The following is a 15324-nucleotide window of genomic DNA, read 5'->3' on the forward strand; positions in this document are numbered from 1 at the left end:
CCATAGGCTCCGGCCCCATGGATGTCGTTCTCCGCGAGACCCACGACAGTGATCTGCCCGTCTTCTTCCGGCAGATGAACGATCCGGAGGCCCAGCGGATGGCCGCCTTCACTCCGAAGGATCCGGCCGACTGGGACGCCTTCACATCCCTCTGGAAACGGATCCGGGCGTCGGACGACGTCGCGCGGACGATCCTGGCCGACGGCGACGTGGTCGGCAGCGCGGCGGTGTACGGGGATCCGGGCGAGCGCGAGGTCACGTACTGGGTGGACCGCGCGTACTGGGGGCGGGGCGTGGCCACGGCCGCGCTGCGGGAGCTGCTGGCCGAGGTGCGCGAGCGCCCGCTGTACGCGCGCGCCGCGGCGGACAACGCCGGTTCGCGGCGGGTCCTGGAGAAGTGCGGTTTCCGGCTCACCGCCCGGGCGTCGGGGTTCGCGAACGCACGCGGCGAGGAGATCGACGAGGTCGTGCTGACGCTGGAGGGGTGAGGCCAGGACGAGGGCCTCTCCCCCGTCCGGCGGAGACGGATCGTCGCCGTGCAGGACGTGGGCCGGCTTCATGAACACCCGATGAGAAGTCGGGGCGGACGGGAACGATTCGGGCCCTTCCGCTCGTCTTTCTGAGCGGGATGAACAAGACGATCAGGCGGGCCTCCGTCTTCACACTGCTGCTCGTGTTCGCTCTTCTGTTCAGGGCGACATGGGTGCAGTTCTACGACGGCAAGGCCCTCGCGGACGACACCGACAACCGGCGCAACGCGATGAAGACGTACGCGGAGCCGCTCGGGAACATCATCGTGGCCGGAGACTCGATCACCGGTTCCGCGGCGACGAAGGACAGCGACCTCAAGTACAAGCGCACGTACAAGGAAGGCAAGCTGTACGCGGCGGTGACGGGCTACGCCTCGCAGGCCTACGCGCCGACCCAGTTGGAGGGCATCTACCAGGATCTCCTCGACGGCACGGACAGCCGCCTCAACACGGTGATGGACACGGTCACCGGCAAGCGCGCCGATCCGGGCAACGTGGTCACGACGATCGACCCGGACGTGCAGAAGGCGGCGTACGACGCGCTCGGCGACAAGAAGGGCGCGGCCGTCGCGATCGACCCGAGGACCGGCAGGATTCTCGGGGTCGTGTCGACGCACTCGTACGACCCGTCGTCGCTGACGGACGCCAACACGGCGGGCAATGCCTGGAAGCAGTTGAACGCCGACGCGGACAAGCCGCTCACCAACCGCGCGCTGCGCCAGCCGCTGCCGCCGGGCTCGACGTTCAAACTGGTCGTCGCGGCGGCGGCGTTGGAGGACGGGCTGTACCCGTCGGTGGACGAGAAAACGACGAGCCCCGACCCGTACACCCTGCCGGGCACCACCAGGGAGCTGTCGAACGAGAACCCGAGCGCGCCCTGCGAGAACGCCTCGATCCGCACCGCGCTGCAGTACTCCTGCAACAACGTCTTCGCCAGGATGGCCGTCAGCCTGGGCCAGGACAAGGTGAGGGCGATGGCCGAGAAGTTCGGCTTCAACGACAAGGAGCAGGATGTGCCGGTGCGGGCTTACACCAGCGTCTACCCCTCCGGCATGGACAGGTCCTCCACCGCTCTGACGGGCATCGGCCAGTACAGCGTCACCGCGACCCCGCTCCAAATGGCCATGGTGTCGGCCGCTATAGCGAACGGCGGCAAGCTGGTCTCGCCGCACATGGTCTCCCAGATCACCGACAGCGGCGGTGACGTGCTGAAGAACTACGACGACGACGCGAGCACGAAGGAGATCGTCAGCTCGGGGACGGCCCGGCAACTGCAGTCCGCGATGCAGACGGTCGTGGAGAAGGGCACCGGTACGAACGCGCAGATCCCGGGCGTGACCGTGGGCGGCAAGACGGGCACGGCCCAGCACGGCGAGAACAACAGCAAGACCCCGTACGCCTGGTTCACGTCCTACGGGAAGGCGGGCGGCAAGGAGGTCGCCGTCGCGGTCCTCGTCGAGCAGTCGAACGCGGCCCGCTCGGAGGTCAGCGGGAACGGCCTGGCCGCCCCCGTGGCCAAGGCCATGATGGAGGCGGCCCTCAAGAACTGAGCGCGGTCGGCTACTTCACGCCCAGGATCTGCTCCACCGGATCGATCGCGAAGTACACCAGGAACAGTGCCGACACCGCCCACAGCAGCCAGTGCACCTCCTTGGCCTTTCCCAGCACCGCCTTGATGAGGACGTAGGCCAGGAAGCCCGCCCCGATGCCGTCCGTTATCGAGTACGTGAACGGCATCGTGGCGATCGTCAGGAACGCCGGGATGGCGATCTCGTACCGGTCCCAGTCGATGTGCTTGACGTGGGTCATCATCAGGAAGCCGACGGCGATCAGGGCGGGCGCGGCGGCCTGCAGCGGGACGATCGTCAGCAGCGGGGTGAGGAACAGCGCGAGGCCGAACATCCCGCCCGTGATCAGGTTCGCGAATCCGGTCCGCGCGCCCTCGCCGACGCCCGCCGCCGACTCGATGTACGCGGTGTTGGACGAGGCCGACCCGAGGCCACCCGCCACGGCCGCGGCGCCGTCGATGAACAGCACGCGGCCGATGCCCGGCACCTGCCCGTCCTCGTCGAGCAGCCCGGCCTCGGCGCTGATGCCGACGATGGTGCCCATGGCGTCGAAGAAGTCCGACAGGATCAGCGTGAACACCAGCAGGACCGCGGTGAGGATGCCGGCCTTCGCGAAGCCGCCGAACAGGCTGAAGTGACCGACGAGTCCGAAGTCCGGGGTGGAGACGATCTTGTCAGGCACGTGCGGGGTGGTCAGGCCCCAGCTCTTGATGTCCGCCACCGCGTCGATGATGATCGCGACGATCGTCATGGTCACGATGCTGATCAGGATGGCGCCCTTCACCTTGCGCGCGAGCAGCGCGATGGTGAGCAGCACGCCGAGACAGAACACCAGAACGGGCCAGCCGGTCAGCCGGCCGACCGCGCCCAGCTGGACCGGCACGGTGGTCTGGGCCACGTCCGGGATCCGGCTGACGAACCCGGCGTCGACGAAGCCGATGAACGCGATGAACAGGCCGATGCCGACACCGATGGCCTGCTTGAGCTGCTGCGGAATGGCGTTCATGATCGCCTCGCGCAGTCCGGTGAGCACCAGGACACAGATCAGGATGCCTTCGAGGACGACCAGGCCCATCGCGTCCGGCCAGCTCATCAGCGGGGCGAGCTGGAAGGCGACCACGGCGTTGAGGCCGAGGCCCGCCGCGATGGCGAGCGGGAGGTTGCCGCCGACACCCATGATGATCGTCATCACACAGGCCACCAGGGCGGTGGCGGTGACGAGCTGGCCGGTGTCGAGGGTGTGGCCGAACTTGTCCTTCGCGCTGCCGAGGATGATGGGATTCAGGACAAGGATGTAGGCCATCGTGAAGAACGTGGCGAACCCGCCGCGTATCTCCCGGCCGAAGGTGGATCCCCGCTCGGAGATCCTGAAGAACCGGTCGACGCCGTTCGCCGCTGGTGGCGCGGCACTTGGCCGGTCGGCCGTCTTCTGGGTGTCGGACATGGCGGGTACTCCTCGTTGCCTGATTGATCAGTGTGCGGATGCTGGCTGGATTGTTCCCGTCTTGAACGGGTTTCAGGTTTTCTCCGTGTTACGGAATCGGAGTCGACCCGTCAGACTGCGTTCGAAGTCCTGTACGAAGCAAGGGGTTGATCGCTGCTACGCTTCCGGATCCTGACCGGGACACACCGCACGATCACATGTCATTCGCATGACACGCACAGAGAGGTTCGCCCGTGGGCACTGTCGTCGACGACGCAGCCTCCGTGGAGTTCCATGCCTTCTTCGAGCGGCACTACGCCGAACTGTCCCGGCTCGCCCATCTGTTGACCGGCGAGGCGGACGCCGCCGACGATCTCGCGGCCGACGCGCTGCTCGCGCTGTGGCACCGCTGGGACCGGGTGCGCGCGGCGGACCACCCGGTCGCCTACGCCCGCGGAGTCGTCGCCAACCTGGCCCGCACCCGGATCCGCAGCGTGGTGCGCGAGCGCCGGCGGATCTCGCTGTTCTGGTCGCAGCGCGAGGAGAAAACCGAGAATCCCGACATAGCGGGCGTCGTTGACGTTCAGGAGGCCTTGCGCAGGCTGCCGTTCCGGAAGCGGGCGTGTGTGGTGCTGCGGCACGCGTTCGATCTGTCGGAGAAGGACACCGCTCTCGCCCTGGGTGTTTCCGTGGGTACGGTTAAGTCCCAGACATCCAAGGGGATGGCCGAGCTGCGCACGCTGCTGGGCTCCCAGCGCGTGCCGCACAGGGTGCACGCGGCGATGGTGCGTGGCGGCAAGAGCGAAGGAACGGACCGATGAAGCAGCAGGACGTGCACGACGAGCTGCGCGCCCGGCTGCACGAGGCGGCCCGGACGCACGAGCCCAACCGGGCCAGGATCCTGGCGCGCGTCGAGCGGGGCATGAGCGAGCGGGACACGAGCGACCGCGCCGGCCACCGGGCGACCCGTCCGCCGGTGTGGGGCTGGGCACGCGTGGTCGGTGCGACGGCCGCGGTCGCGGGCATGCTCGCGGTCGGCGGTTACGCGGTGGCGTCCGCGGTGAAGGACGACACTCACCCGCAGCAGCAGACGGTCACGGTCTCCCCGACGCCCACGCCGTCGCCGGACGCGACGATGAGCCGCGCGCCCGTCCCGCCGGTGGAACCGGCGCCGAGCAGATCGTCCGGGTCCTCCAGGGCGGACAACACCCCCTCCACGAAGCCCTCTTCCTCCGTGCTGCCGCCCGCGGCCGGCGAGCAGGACGGTCCGCTGTGGTCAGTGGGCTCGGTGGACCCGAAAAGCAACGAATTCTGGGCGCAGAGCGATCTCACCCTGAAGAACGCCGAGCAGTTCACCTCCCTCACCGTGCAGTTGAAGGTCGCGCAGACCGGCGGGGTCAGCTCGACCGGTGCCTGGCGCGCGCTGCCGGAGAAGGACTTCGACCTCACGATCGGCGAGCAGGACGGCTTCCTGGTCTACACGTGGGTACTCAAGGAGGGCCGTTCGGTCCCCAAGGGCGAGTGGGAGTTCGCCGGGCAGTACGACCACGCGCGCGGCGCCCGGAACGCCAAGGACGACAGCTACACGGTCAAGGCCACGGCGGGCGGAAAGCAGTACGCGGTGAGCGGCGGCTTCGCGGCTCAGACGGGCGCCACGGGTGACTCGTAAAAAAGTTCCGCCGCCACGGCAACCCTTTCCTCGCCGGTGGCGACCAGAAGGCGCAAGGTTTCACGACCGTGATCTTCAAGTCCGTGATCTTCGAGACGATAATCGCCGTCAGCGACCAACCGGGCGTCCGCTTTCGACGTCCCTACCAGTGCGTGGCACACGAACACCACCTGTACCTGCCGGTCTGAGCCCCCCTCGGCCGGCAGCCGCCGACTGAGCCCCCCTCGTCGGCGACAGAGCGCCCCCGCCGGCGACGGCCGGCGGGGGCGCTTCGACCTCTAGGTCCACCCGGTCAGTTCATGGTGGATCCGATCGTGGTGGGACCCGTCGTCAGGAACGTCGTCGCGGGCAGCGAGCCGTCCGGCTTGCGCGCCCCGTATGCCGTCGTCGCGTCCGTCGACCGGAAGGCCAGCGTACTCACCCCGCTGTCCCAGTTGTTCGCGGCGGAGACGGCGGACGGACCCAGCTTGTCCGGGCCGCCTTTGTCGCCCACGGCGAGGTTGCGCGCGAGCCGGGCCCTGCCCGTGGCGAAGTAGAAGCCGGTCTCGGTGTTGGCGTACGCGGTGTTGCGGTTGAGGGCGATGGCGCCGGTGTTGGAGTTCTCGGTGAACCCGTTCAGCGTGTTGTCCCAGGCCGCGTTGTTGTTGACGACGTGCGCGACCGCGACGCCCCCGCCGCCCAGTTTGAAGCCGTTGCCGTTGCCCTCGAAGGCGGAGTCGTTCCAGCGGTTCCTGCCGTTGCCGAAGGCCCAGGAGTGCTCGACGGTGACCGGCGAGGAGAACTGCCACAGGTCGAGGCCGTCGTCCGAGTTGTTGTACAGGCGGGCACCCGTGACCTTGTTGCCCGTCCCCGAGCCGAACTTGATCGCGATGCCGTCGGCGTTCTGCCCGTGCCCGGCGGGGTCGTAGTTGCCGTAACTGTCCAGGTTCTGGACGAGGTTGTTCACCGTGTTGTCGCCGCGCAGCGTGAACCCGGAGTCGCCGTTGTCGGCGGTGACCAGGTTCTTGAAGATGCCGCCGGTGGACGAGGTGACGACTAATCCCTGGGCCGGGGAGTTCTGGAAGGTGAGGTTCTGGACCGTCCAGTAGCTGCCGTAGATCCCGGTGAGCCAGGAGCCGGCGGGCAGCCTGGAGCCGTCGATCCTCACCTTCTCGCTGCCGTACGCCTGCAGGATGATGCGGTTCGAACTCGTGCCGCCGGCCGTGGACTTGAGGGTGGCCGTCGGGTAGTAGGTGCCGGCGCGCACCTGGATGACGGTGCCCGCGGCCGCGTTCCTCACGGCCGACTCCAGTTGGGCCGTCGTGGACACGGTGACCGTCGTCGTGGCGGCCTGGGCGCCGCCGCCCGACAGGCCGAGACAGACGCCGCCCGCTCCGGCGGAGAGGGCCACGGCGGCGGCGATGGAAAGAGTGCGCGTTCTGCGGTGGCGTCCGGTGCTGAGTCGCACGGGGCGTTCCTTTCCTGGGAGACGGGGACGAAACGGGCCGGAGGGGGGCCTCCCCGGCCCGTTTCTGCACCCCAGTCGCCGCCATGGCCACAAGAGGTTGCCCCTGCCGCCCTCGAAAGCAAGCGAAACTTTCGACGGCTCTCCCCCCGCGTTCACCGGTTGACGTGCTGTTTCCCCGCTGGTGACACTCCGATGGCGCCGCAGTCCGTTCACCGCCCCGCCCAGTACCGCGCAATCCAGGAGCCCCGCCCGTGAACCACCCCGAGTACGCCGGCTATCTCTTCGCCTACTTCACCGGCGAGGGCACCGCGGACGGCGAGCAGATCCGCTATGCCCTCAGCCGCGGCAACGACCCCCTGCACTGGCGCGAGCTCAACCAGGGCAAGCCGGTCCTGACGTCGACGACCGGCGGGAAGGGGCTGCGCGATCCGTTCGTGATCCGCTCCCCGAAGGGCGACTCGTTCCACCTGATCGCCACCGACCTCAGGATGTACGACAACAGCAGCGGCAGCTGGGACGACGTGCAGCGGCACGGCAGCAAGTCGATCATGATCTGGGAGTCCACCGACCTGGTCCACTGGACCGAGGGGCGTCTGGTGAAGGTGGCCCCGGACCATGCGGGCAACGCCTGGGCGCCGGAGGCCTGTTGGGACGACAGCCTCGGTGAGTACGTCGTCTTCTGGGCGTCGAAGCTGTACGCCGACGACGACCCCGGCCACACCGGATCGACGTACAACAAGATGCTGTACGCGACGACGAAGGACTTCCGCACCTTCAGCGAGCCGAAGGTCTGGGACGACCCCGGCCACTCGGTGATCGACTCGACGGTCGTGAAGTACAGGGACACCTACTACCGCTACACCAAGGACGAGCGCGACCTGTCCTCCGGCTCGCCCTGCTCGCAGTTCATCACCGGCGAGAAGTCGACGAGCCTGACGTCGACCACGTACGGCCTCGTCTCCGACTGCGTCGGCAGCGGCTCGATCGACCGCGGCGAGGGGCCCACGGTCTTCAGGTCCAACACCGAGAAGAAGTGGTACCTGTTCATCGACGAGTTCGGCGAGCGGGGCTACGTCCCCTTCGAGACCACCGACCTCGACTCGGGCAAGTGGACGATGTCCACGAACCACCAGCTGCCGGCAAGTCCGCGGCACGGCACGGTGATGCCGGTGACCCAGGCCGAGTACGACCGGCTGCTGGCCGCGTATCCAGCCACCTCCACCTCGGTCGTGGACGCGACGGCCGAGGGCCAGAAGGGGTACGCCGTCGTCACGGAGGCCTCCTCGAAGGTCGTGCTGCCGATGCGGCCGGACGCCGATCTCTCCAGCCTCGCCCCGCGGATCGATGTGGGTGCCGGCGCGACCGTGAGCCCCGCGTCCGGTACCCGGCGCGACTTCCGCACGCCGCAGACGTACACGGTGAAGGCGGCCGACGGCACGAGCCGCACCTGGACCGTCGAGGCGGTGCCCACGCGCAGTCCGGTCCTGCCCGGCCTCAACGCCGACCCGGACGTGCGCCATCTGGACGGCCGGTACTGGATCTACCCGACGACGGACGGCTTCCCGGGCTGGAGCGGGACGCGGTTCAAGGCGTACTCGTCGAGGGACCTGGTCCACTGGACGGACCACGGGGTCGTCCTGGACCTGGGCACGGACGTGTCCTGGGCGGACACGTATGCGTGGGCCCCGGCGATCGCCGAGCGCGACGGCAGGTACTACTTCTACTTCTGCGCCGAGCAGCAGACAGGGGTCGCGGTCGCCGACTCGCCGGCCGGTCCGTTCAAGGACGCGCTGGGCGAACCCCTCGTGGCCAAGGGGACGTTGAGCGGCCAGATGATCGACCCGGCCGTCTTCACGGACGACGACGGGACGTCGTATCTCTACTGGGGCAACGGCCACGGGTACGTCGTGCCGCTGAACGACGACATGGTGTCGTACGACGCGACGAAGGTGAAGGACATCACCCCGGACAACTTCCGCGAGGGATCCTTCGTGATCAAGCGCAGGGGCACGTACTACTTCATGTGGTCCGAGGACGACACCCGCAGCGAGAACTACCACGTCGCCTACGCGACGGGACCGTCCCCGCTCGGCCCGTGGACCGAGCGGGGGACGATCCTTTCGAAGCGGCCCGAGTACGGGATCCTCGGGACCGGCCACCACTCCGTGGTGAACACCCCCGGCACCGACGACTGGTACATCGTCTATCACCGGTTCGCCCTGAACGGCCCCGGGAAGCCCTGCGGTGACGGCATGCACCGCGAGACGACCGTCGACCGCCTGACGTTCGCGGCGGACGGGACCATCGAGCCGGTGCTGCCGACCCTCGAATCGGTCGGGCCGGTGCGTTCTAGCTGACGAAGTACGTCGGGTTCGGGATCTTGTACGTCCGGTCGGCGTAGCCGCCGTCCAGGTCCGAGTACTGGTCCCCGAAGTTGGCGACGATCTCGTACCCGAGGTCCTTCTCGATGTGCTTGCGCGTACCGGACTTGTACTGCACGGTCGTGCAGGTCCAGGTGCCCGGAGTGGCGCAGGCGCTCAGGTAGGACGGCGGGTTCGCGGCGTCCTTGAGGAACATGTGGCCGGCGTCGAGGTTCACGTCGGCGCCGGTCTTCTTCAGGTTCTCGACCGCCGCGGTGCGCTGCGCCTCGCTGAGGCCGGAGTTGTAGAAGACCTCGACGCCCTTCTGCTGCGCGTACCGGACGAGCTCGGCGCTGCCGAAGACGCCCGGGCGGTCCGCCTTGTTGACGTACGCCGCCCAAGTGGCGGAGTTGTACGTGTAGTTGTAGCGCTTCTCGTAGTCGAGGCTGAGCAGCAGGGTGTCGTCGATGTCGAAGACGACCGCGGGCTTCTCACCCCGGTGGTGGGCCTTGCGGGCCGCCTGGTCGATGTACTTGCGAGCGGCGGAGTCGATACGCGCCAGATCCTTGGCGTACGGGCTGTACGCGGACGCCTGGTACACGCCGTCCGCGTCCGCCGTGGTGCCGTAGTAGGTGTCGATGTCCTTCACCAGGAGCCCGATGTTGTAAGGCTCGTGGGTGGAGTTGGCCGTGGACTGTCCGGCCGTGGCCGCACCGGCCCCGTAGACAGCGGCGCCGGTGAGGGCACACGCCGCGGTGATGGCCGCGATACGCAGTGGCTTATGCATGACAGGTTTCTACGCGCGTCACCCCCGTGGGCGCGAGACCCGTTGCCCGATCGATATCTGTTCCACGGGCAAAAAACGGGTCAAGCGCCCTGGACGCATCAGGTGCTCGGCTCCTTCGGCAGGGCCCAGGGGGCGCCGAGCTCCGAGTAGAGGGCGAGGGTGTCGGCGGCGGCCGCGACGAGGCCGTCGATGCCGGGGACGACCCTGCGGTCCTCGTCGGGGATCAGGTGCCAGGCCCCGGCCGGCAGCGGGGCCGGGTCGGGGGCCAGCCGAATCGCTTCGACGACCTTCATGAAAGCACCGGTCGAGGCAGGAGTGACCAGCAGTCCGGTGCCGTCCGTGAGGTGGTCGGCCAGGTTCTCCAGCAGGTCGGTGCTGCCGTACTCGTACTCCTCGGGACCGTGGCCGGCGCGTTGGAGCAGGACGCGGTCCTGCTTGTACCAGAAGGTGATCCGGCCTCCGGTGCCGTGCACGACGACATACGGCTCGCCGGGGTCCTCGGCGCACAGGGTCGCGGCGACGGTGACCCGGCCGCCGTGGGCGGTGGTCACACGGACGCAGGAGGTGTCGTCGGACTCGATGTCGTTGGCGCGCAGCAGCTCGGTCTCGATCCCGGTGACGTCCTCGGCGCCCGTGGTGCCGTTGAGGGCCAGGGCGGTGGCGACGGCGTGCGCGAGGGGGTTGGTCAGCACTCCGTCGATCACGTCGACGCCGTTGAGGCGCCGCCTGCCCGCCCAGGGCGCCCGCCGGTAGTAGGCCTCGGCCCGCGCCCAGGCGCCGGCCCCGCCGACCCCGACCAGCTCGCCGATCGCGCCCTCGGCGACCATCCCGAGGATCGCCGGCACGGCGTGCGAGCCCAGTGACTGGAAGCCGATCTGACAGGCCACGCCCGCCTCGGCTATCCCGTCGGCCATCCGGCGGAACTCGGCGTACGACGGCGCGGGCGGCTTCTCAAGGAGCAGGTGCACACCCTTCCCTGCGGCGGTGAGCGCCAGGTCGGCGTGGGTCGGGATCGGCGTGCAGACGACGGCGATCCGGGCGCCGGTGGAGTCGAGGAGGGCGCCGAAGTCGGCGGACTGCTCGGGTGTGCCGAGGCCGTCCGGGATCTCCTCCCCGGTCAGCGGGGTCAGCTCGCAGATGCCCGCCAGCCGGACGACCCCCTTGTCCTGGAGGCGGCGGATGTTGTCGAGGTGCCAGCGGCCGTGGCCTCGTGCGCCCGCGAGAACGATGGGTACGGTCATGGGGGTCCTCCCTGCGCCCGCGCCGCACGCCCCCTGACGGTCGGCCACCGCGACGCTGCCGATCTTTGTATGCAGGGTAGGCGTCCAGCTCCGGTCAGCAGGCACGGGAGGCGGGGGATGGCGGAGGCACGGCGCGCCGCCGGGGTGGCGCGGTGGTTCAGCCCGCGTACGGGTCGGCGACCTTGCCCGGGCGGGCCAGGAACTCGAAGTCGCAGCCGGTGTCGGCCTGGGTGATCTGCTCGTTGTAGAGCGCGCCGTAGCCGCGCTCGTAACGGGTGGGCGGCGGCGTCCAGTCCGCCCTGCGCCGCTCCAACTCCTCGTCGTCCACGTGGAGATGCAGGGCGCGCGCCTCGACGTCGAGAGTGATGAGGTCCCCGGAGCGGACGAGGGCGAGTGGTCCGCCGATGTACGACTCGGGCGCGACGTGCAGCACGCACGCGCCGTAACTCGTGCCGCTCATCCGGGCGTCGGAGATCCGCACCATGTCCCGCACACCCTGCTTGAGCAGATGGTCGGGGATCGGCAGCATCCCGTACTCGGGCATGCCGGGGCCGCCCTTGGGACCGGCGTTGCGCAGCACCAGCACACTGTCGGCAGTGATGTTCAACTCCGGTTCGTCGATGGTGCGTTGCATGGTCCTGTAATCGTCGAAGACGACGGCGGGACCGGTGTGCCTGAGCAGGTGTCGTTCGGCGGCGATGTGCTTGATGACGGCGCCGTCGGGGCAGAGGTTGCCGCGCAGGACCGCGACCCCGCCCTCGCCGGCGACCGGGTTCCGGCGGGTGCGGATGACGTCGTCGTTGTGGACGACGGCGCCCTCGATCTGCTCCCCCAGGGTGCCGCACACGGTCGGCCGGTCCAGGTGCAGCAGGTCGGTGATCCGCGAGAGGAAGGCGGGCAGGCCGCCGGCGAAGTGGAAGTCCTCCATGAGGTACGTCCGTCCACCGGGCCGGACGTTCGCGAGCACCGGCACGGTGCGCGCGATGCGGTCGAAGTCGTCGAGGGCGAGCGGCACTTGGCAGCGTCCCGCCATCGCGATCAGATGGATGACCGCGTTGGTGGAGCCGCCGAGCGCGAGCACCGTGGTGACGGCGTCCTCGAAGGCTTCGCGGGTGAGGATCCCGGACGGCTTGAGCCCGGTCCAGGCGAGCTCCACGGCGCGCCGCCCGGAGGCGGCGGCCATCCGCTCGTGCCCGGAGTCGACGGCCGGGATCGATGAGGCGCCCGGCAGCGTCATACCGAGGGCCTCCGCCGCCGCGGTCATCGTGGAGGCGGTACCCATGGTCATGCAGTGACCGGGAGAACGCGCCAACCCGCCCTGCAGCTCCCGTAGTTCACAGTCCGTCAGGTTGCCCGCACGGTGCTCGTCCCAGTACTTCCACATGTCGGTACCGGACCCGAGGGTCTCACCGCGCCAGTGTCCCGGCAGCATCGGACCCGCAGGGACGAAGACCGACGGTACGTCGGCCGAGGCCGCGCCCATGAGCAGCGCCGGCGTCGACTTGTCGCAGCCGCCGAGCAGCACCGCCGCGTCGATCGGATAGGAGCGCAGCAGTTCCTCCGTCTCCATCGCGAGCAGGTTGCGGTAGAGCATCGGGGTCGGCTTCTGGTACGTCTCGGAGAGCGTGGCGACCGGGAACTCGAGCGGGAAGCCCCCGGCCTGCCACACCCCGCGCTTGACGGCCCCGGCGCGCTCACGAAGATGGACGTGGCAGGGGTTGATGTCGGACCAGGTGTTCAGGACCGCGATCACCGGGCGGCCCCGGTACTCCTCCGCCTCGTAGCCGAGCTGGCGCATACGGGCGTTGTGCGACCAGGTGCGCAGCGGGCCGTCGGCGCCGTACCACTGATGGCTCCTGAGCTCTTCCGGGCGCTTTCTGCCGGGGGCGTTCACAGGGACCACTCCGCGGCTATGGCGGCGACCTCCGCGCGCTCGTCCTCCGGCAGCGCGCTGCTCGGCGGTCGGACGTCGCGGCGGCACAGGCCGAGGGAGGCGAGGGCCTCCTTGACGACGGTGACGTTGTTGGCGGAGCCGCCGGCCGCACGCAGTTCCTCGAAGCGGCGGATCTGCTCCCAGACCTTCATGGCGGCCGCGTGGTCACCGGATCGCAGCGCCTCCATCATGTGCAGAGAGACGGACGGGGCGACGTTCACGAGTCCTGAGGTGAAGCCGGTGGCGCCCGCGGAGAAGTACGAGGGGGCGTACGGCTCGGCGAGCCCGGCGATCCACACCAAGCGGTCGAGCCCCGCGTCCCGCGCGAAGGCGGCGAACCTGACGGCGTCCGGTACGGCGTACTTGACGCCGATGACGTTCGGGCAGGCGTCGGCGAGTTCGGCCAGGCGGGCGCCGGGCAGCTGGGGGTTGCGGATGTACGGGACGACGCCCAGCTCGGGGACGGCCTCGGCGATGGCACGGTGGTAGTCGACCCAGCCGCCCTCGGAGACGTACGGGTGGACGGGCTGATGGACCATCACCATCCGGGCGCCGAGTTCGCGGGCGTGGCGTGCGGAGGCGACTGCGGTGGGCACGTCGTGACCGACCCCGACGAGGATCGCGGCGCGGTCACCGGCCTCGTCCACGGTCAACTCCGTGACCAGGCTGCGCTCTTCGGGGCTGAGGGTGTAGAACTCGCCGGTGTTGCCGTTCGGGGTGAGGATCCCGACGCCGCCGTCGAGCAGCCGACGCAGCAGGGCCCGGTGGGCCTCCTGGTCGACGGTGCCGTCCTCGGCGAACGGTGTCACCGGGATCGCCACCACGTCGGCCAGGGCCGCCCGCTGGGTCTCGAACGTCACGCTGCTCATTCCTGGCCTTCCTGTTGCGGCGACTCGGGGAACGACCGCTGGACGAAGGACGCGATGTGGGCGTGGAGCGCACGCGCCGCCGCGTCCGCGTCACCCTCCACGGCGAGCCGCAGGATCTCGCGATGCTCGGCCGCCTCCCGCTCCCAGGACGGCTGGGCGGCCCAGGCCACGGCGGCGACGAGGGCGGCCTGGTCGCGGACCTCGTCGAGCATCCGGCCGAGCAGGGGGTTGCCGCACGGCACGTAGAGGGCGCGGTGGAACTCCCGGTTGGCGAGGGAGCGTTCGGCGGCGTCGGTCGCGTCGTCGGCCCGGGTGAGCGCGTCACGCGCGGAGTCGAGAGAGGCGCCGCGCCGCACCGCGCGCCGGAGCGCCTCCGGTTCCAGCAGCAGCCGCACGTCGTAGACCTCGCGCGCCATGTCCGCGTCCACCATGCGCACCGTGACGCCCTTGTACTGGCTCATCACCACCAGCCCAGTACCGGCCAGCGTCTTGAGCGCCTCACGCACAGGGGTCTTGGACACCCCGAACTGCGCGGCCAACTCGGTCTCGACCAACGCCTGGCCAGGCGTCAACTGCCCGGTGAGAATGCGGTGCTTGATCGCATCCAGCACGTACTGCGTGCGGGACGGGATCGGGATGGGCATGGGCATGGGCACAGAGGTCATGCGCGCCTCTCGGAAGTCACGTGTCAGATCCCGGGTATCCGACGTCGCGTACCTGATCTCGTGTATCGCGTCTCATATATGACGTATGAAGTCCGACGCGTTGACGGTAGGAGGGGGCGCAGGGTTCGTCAATGCTTGGCTCCGGGTCGGCCAGGCCCTATGCCCCCTGGGCCCCCGTCCGCCAGCCGGGGTCCCGTCCGCTCAGGCCCACCGCGTGGTCCAGCAGGGGCGCGTCCGCGGGGACCGGGACCACGGGGCCGAAGATGCCGCCGCCCCGGCTCGGGTCGTTGGCCGCGGCCAGGAGGAAGTCGTGGGAGACCTGGAGGGCGGGCGGGTCGGGGTCGTAGGGCTGGCCGGTGGCTCGGGCCAGGTCCCAGCCGTGGATCACCAGCTCGTCGACCACGACGGCGCCGGCGACCGCGCCGGGCAGGTCGACTCCGCCCGCGCGGGTCATCCCGGTCCAGGCGTCGGGGGCACGCCAGGCGTCGGCCAGTTCGTCGAGAACCTTCGGGAACTCCGCGCGCCAGTCGGGGCCGATGTCGGGTGCGGCGGCGTCCGGGGCGGTATCGGTCGTGGCGCCCAGGTCCTTGCGGGCGGCGTCACGGAAGGCGACGGACAGGCCGAGCAGATGGCCCAGCATGTTGTGCACCGCGCAGTCGGGACAGGGCGTCGGCGCCGTCAGCTGCTCCTCGCGCACGCCCTCCACGAGCCGAGCGATCACACGCGTCTGTGGTCCGAGGTCGAGGGTCGTATCAGTCATCCGCAGCATTCCTCACGCTTCTGGTCCTGGTTCTGGTTCTGGTTCTGAAGGAGTAGACCGGTCGGCGACCGG

The 15324-nt window shown here is 69.5% G+C and carries 12 protein-coding genes and 1 pseudogene; 5 read left to right on the plus strand and 8 right to left on the minus strand.

The genetic code is table 11. From position 1 onward, the window contains the following. Positions 1-17: 17 nt before the first annotated feature. Positions 18-488, plus strand: a complete 471-nt coding sequence (locus OG870_RS11125; RefSeq protein WP_266512041.1) for a GNAT family N-acetyltransferase — start codon at positions 18-20, stop codon at positions 486-488. A 140-nt stretch (positions 489-628) separates the two neighbouring features. Next, entirely contained in the window at positions 629-2080 is a 1452-nt protein-coding gene (locus tag OG870_RS11130) for a peptidoglycan D,D-transpeptidase FtsI family protein (protein ID WP_327690837.1), read from the plus strand. A 10-nt stretch (positions 2081-2090) separates the two neighbouring features. Here the strand turns inward: OG870_RS11130 and OG870_RS11135 are convergent, their stop codons facing one another. Continuing rightward, on the minus strand, positions 2091-3542 hold the full coding sequence (locus OG870_RS11135) for an NCS2 family permease (RefSeq protein WP_266512046.1): 1452 nt from the start codon (positions 3540-3542) through the stop codon (positions 2091-2093). A gap of 233 nt (positions 3543-3775) precedes the next feature. Here OG870_RS11135 and OG870_RS11140 point away from each other — a divergent pair, with 233 nt between their 5' ends. Together OG870_RS11140 and OG870_RS11145 are read left to right on the plus strand one after the other, a co-directional pair. Beyond that, positions 3776-4342 (plus strand): SigE family RNA polymerase sigma factor, encoded by a 567-nt coding sequence (locus OG870_RS11140; protein ID WP_266512049.1) that lies wholly within the window; start codon positions 3776-3778, stop codon positions 4340-4342. Continuing rightward, positions 4339-5190, plus strand: a complete 852-nt coding sequence (locus tag OG870_RS11145) for a hypothetical protein (RefSeq protein ID WP_266585582.1) — start codon at positions 4339-4341, stop codon at positions 5188-5190. The genes OG870_RS11140 and OG870_RS11145 overlap by 4 nt, the downstream gene beginning before the upstream one ends. 292 nt (positions 5191-5482) lie before the next feature. Here OG870_RS11145 and OG870_RS11150 read toward each other — a convergent pair whose 3' ends face one another. Further along, positions 5483-6637, minus strand: a complete 1155-nt coding sequence (locus OG870_RS11150; RefSeq protein WP_327690839.1) for a right-handed parallel beta-helix repeat-containing protein — start codon at positions 6635-6637, stop codon at positions 5483-5485. A 181-nt stretch (positions 6638-6818) separates the two neighbouring features. On the opposite strand from OG870_RS11150, the pseudogene OG870_RS11155 reads away from it, so the two are divergent. After that, positions 6819-8994: pseudogene (locus tag OG870_RS11155) on the plus strand (family 43 glycosylhydrolase). Here the strand turns inward: OG870_RS11155 and OG870_RS11160 are convergent. The 6 genes from OG870_RS11160 to OG870_RS11185 form a co-directional block, all read right to left on the minus strand. Next, positions 8987-9784 carry an HAD family acid phosphatase gene (locus OG870_RS11160; protein ID WP_327690841.1) on the minus strand — a complete coding sequence of 266 codons (798 nt, stop codon included), beginning with the start codon at positions 9782-9784 and terminating at the stop codon, positions 8987-8989. The pseudogene OG870_RS11155 and the gene OG870_RS11160 sit on opposite strands and share 8 nt — an antisense overlap. 98 nt (positions 9785-9882) lie before the next feature. Beyond that, entirely contained in the window at positions 9883-11025 is a 1143-nt protein-coding gene (locus OG870_RS11165; RefSeq protein ID WP_327690842.1) for a Gfo/Idh/MocA family protein, read from the minus strand. A 157-nt stretch (positions 11026-11182) separates the two neighbouring features. Further along, on the minus strand, positions 11183-12919 hold the full coding sequence (gene araD / locus OG870_RS11170) for an L-arabinonate dehydratase (RefSeq protein ID WP_266512069.1): 1737 nt from the start codon (positions 12917-12919) through the stop codon (positions 11183-11185). Beyond that, on the minus strand, positions 12916-13827 hold the full coding sequence (locus OG870_RS11175) for a dihydrodipicolinate synthase family protein (RefSeq protein WP_266585572.1): 912 nt from the start codon (positions 13825-13827) through the stop codon (positions 12916-12918). The genes araD and OG870_RS11175 overlap by 4 nt, the downstream gene beginning before the upstream one ends. After that, a complete protein-coding gene (locus OG870_RS11180; RefSeq protein ID WP_266923655.1) occupies positions 13824-14492 on the minus strand; it encodes a GntR family transcriptional regulator in 669 nt (222 codons plus the stop codon). Before OG870_RS11180 ends, OG870_RS11175 begins: the two co-directional genes overlap by 4 nt. A 157-nt stretch (positions 14493-14649) precedes the next feature. Beyond that, a complete protein-coding gene (locus OG870_RS11185; protein WP_266512074.1) occupies positions 14650-15252 on the minus strand; it encodes a TIGR03086 family metal-binding protein in 603 nt (200 codons plus the stop codon). Positions 15253-15324: the final 72 nt, after the last annotated feature.

Origin of the sequence: Streptomyces sp. NBC_00461, assembly GCF_036013935.1 — a bacterium.
GTDB lineage: Bacteria > Actinomycetota > Actinomycetes > Streptomycetales > Streptomycetaceae > Streptomyces.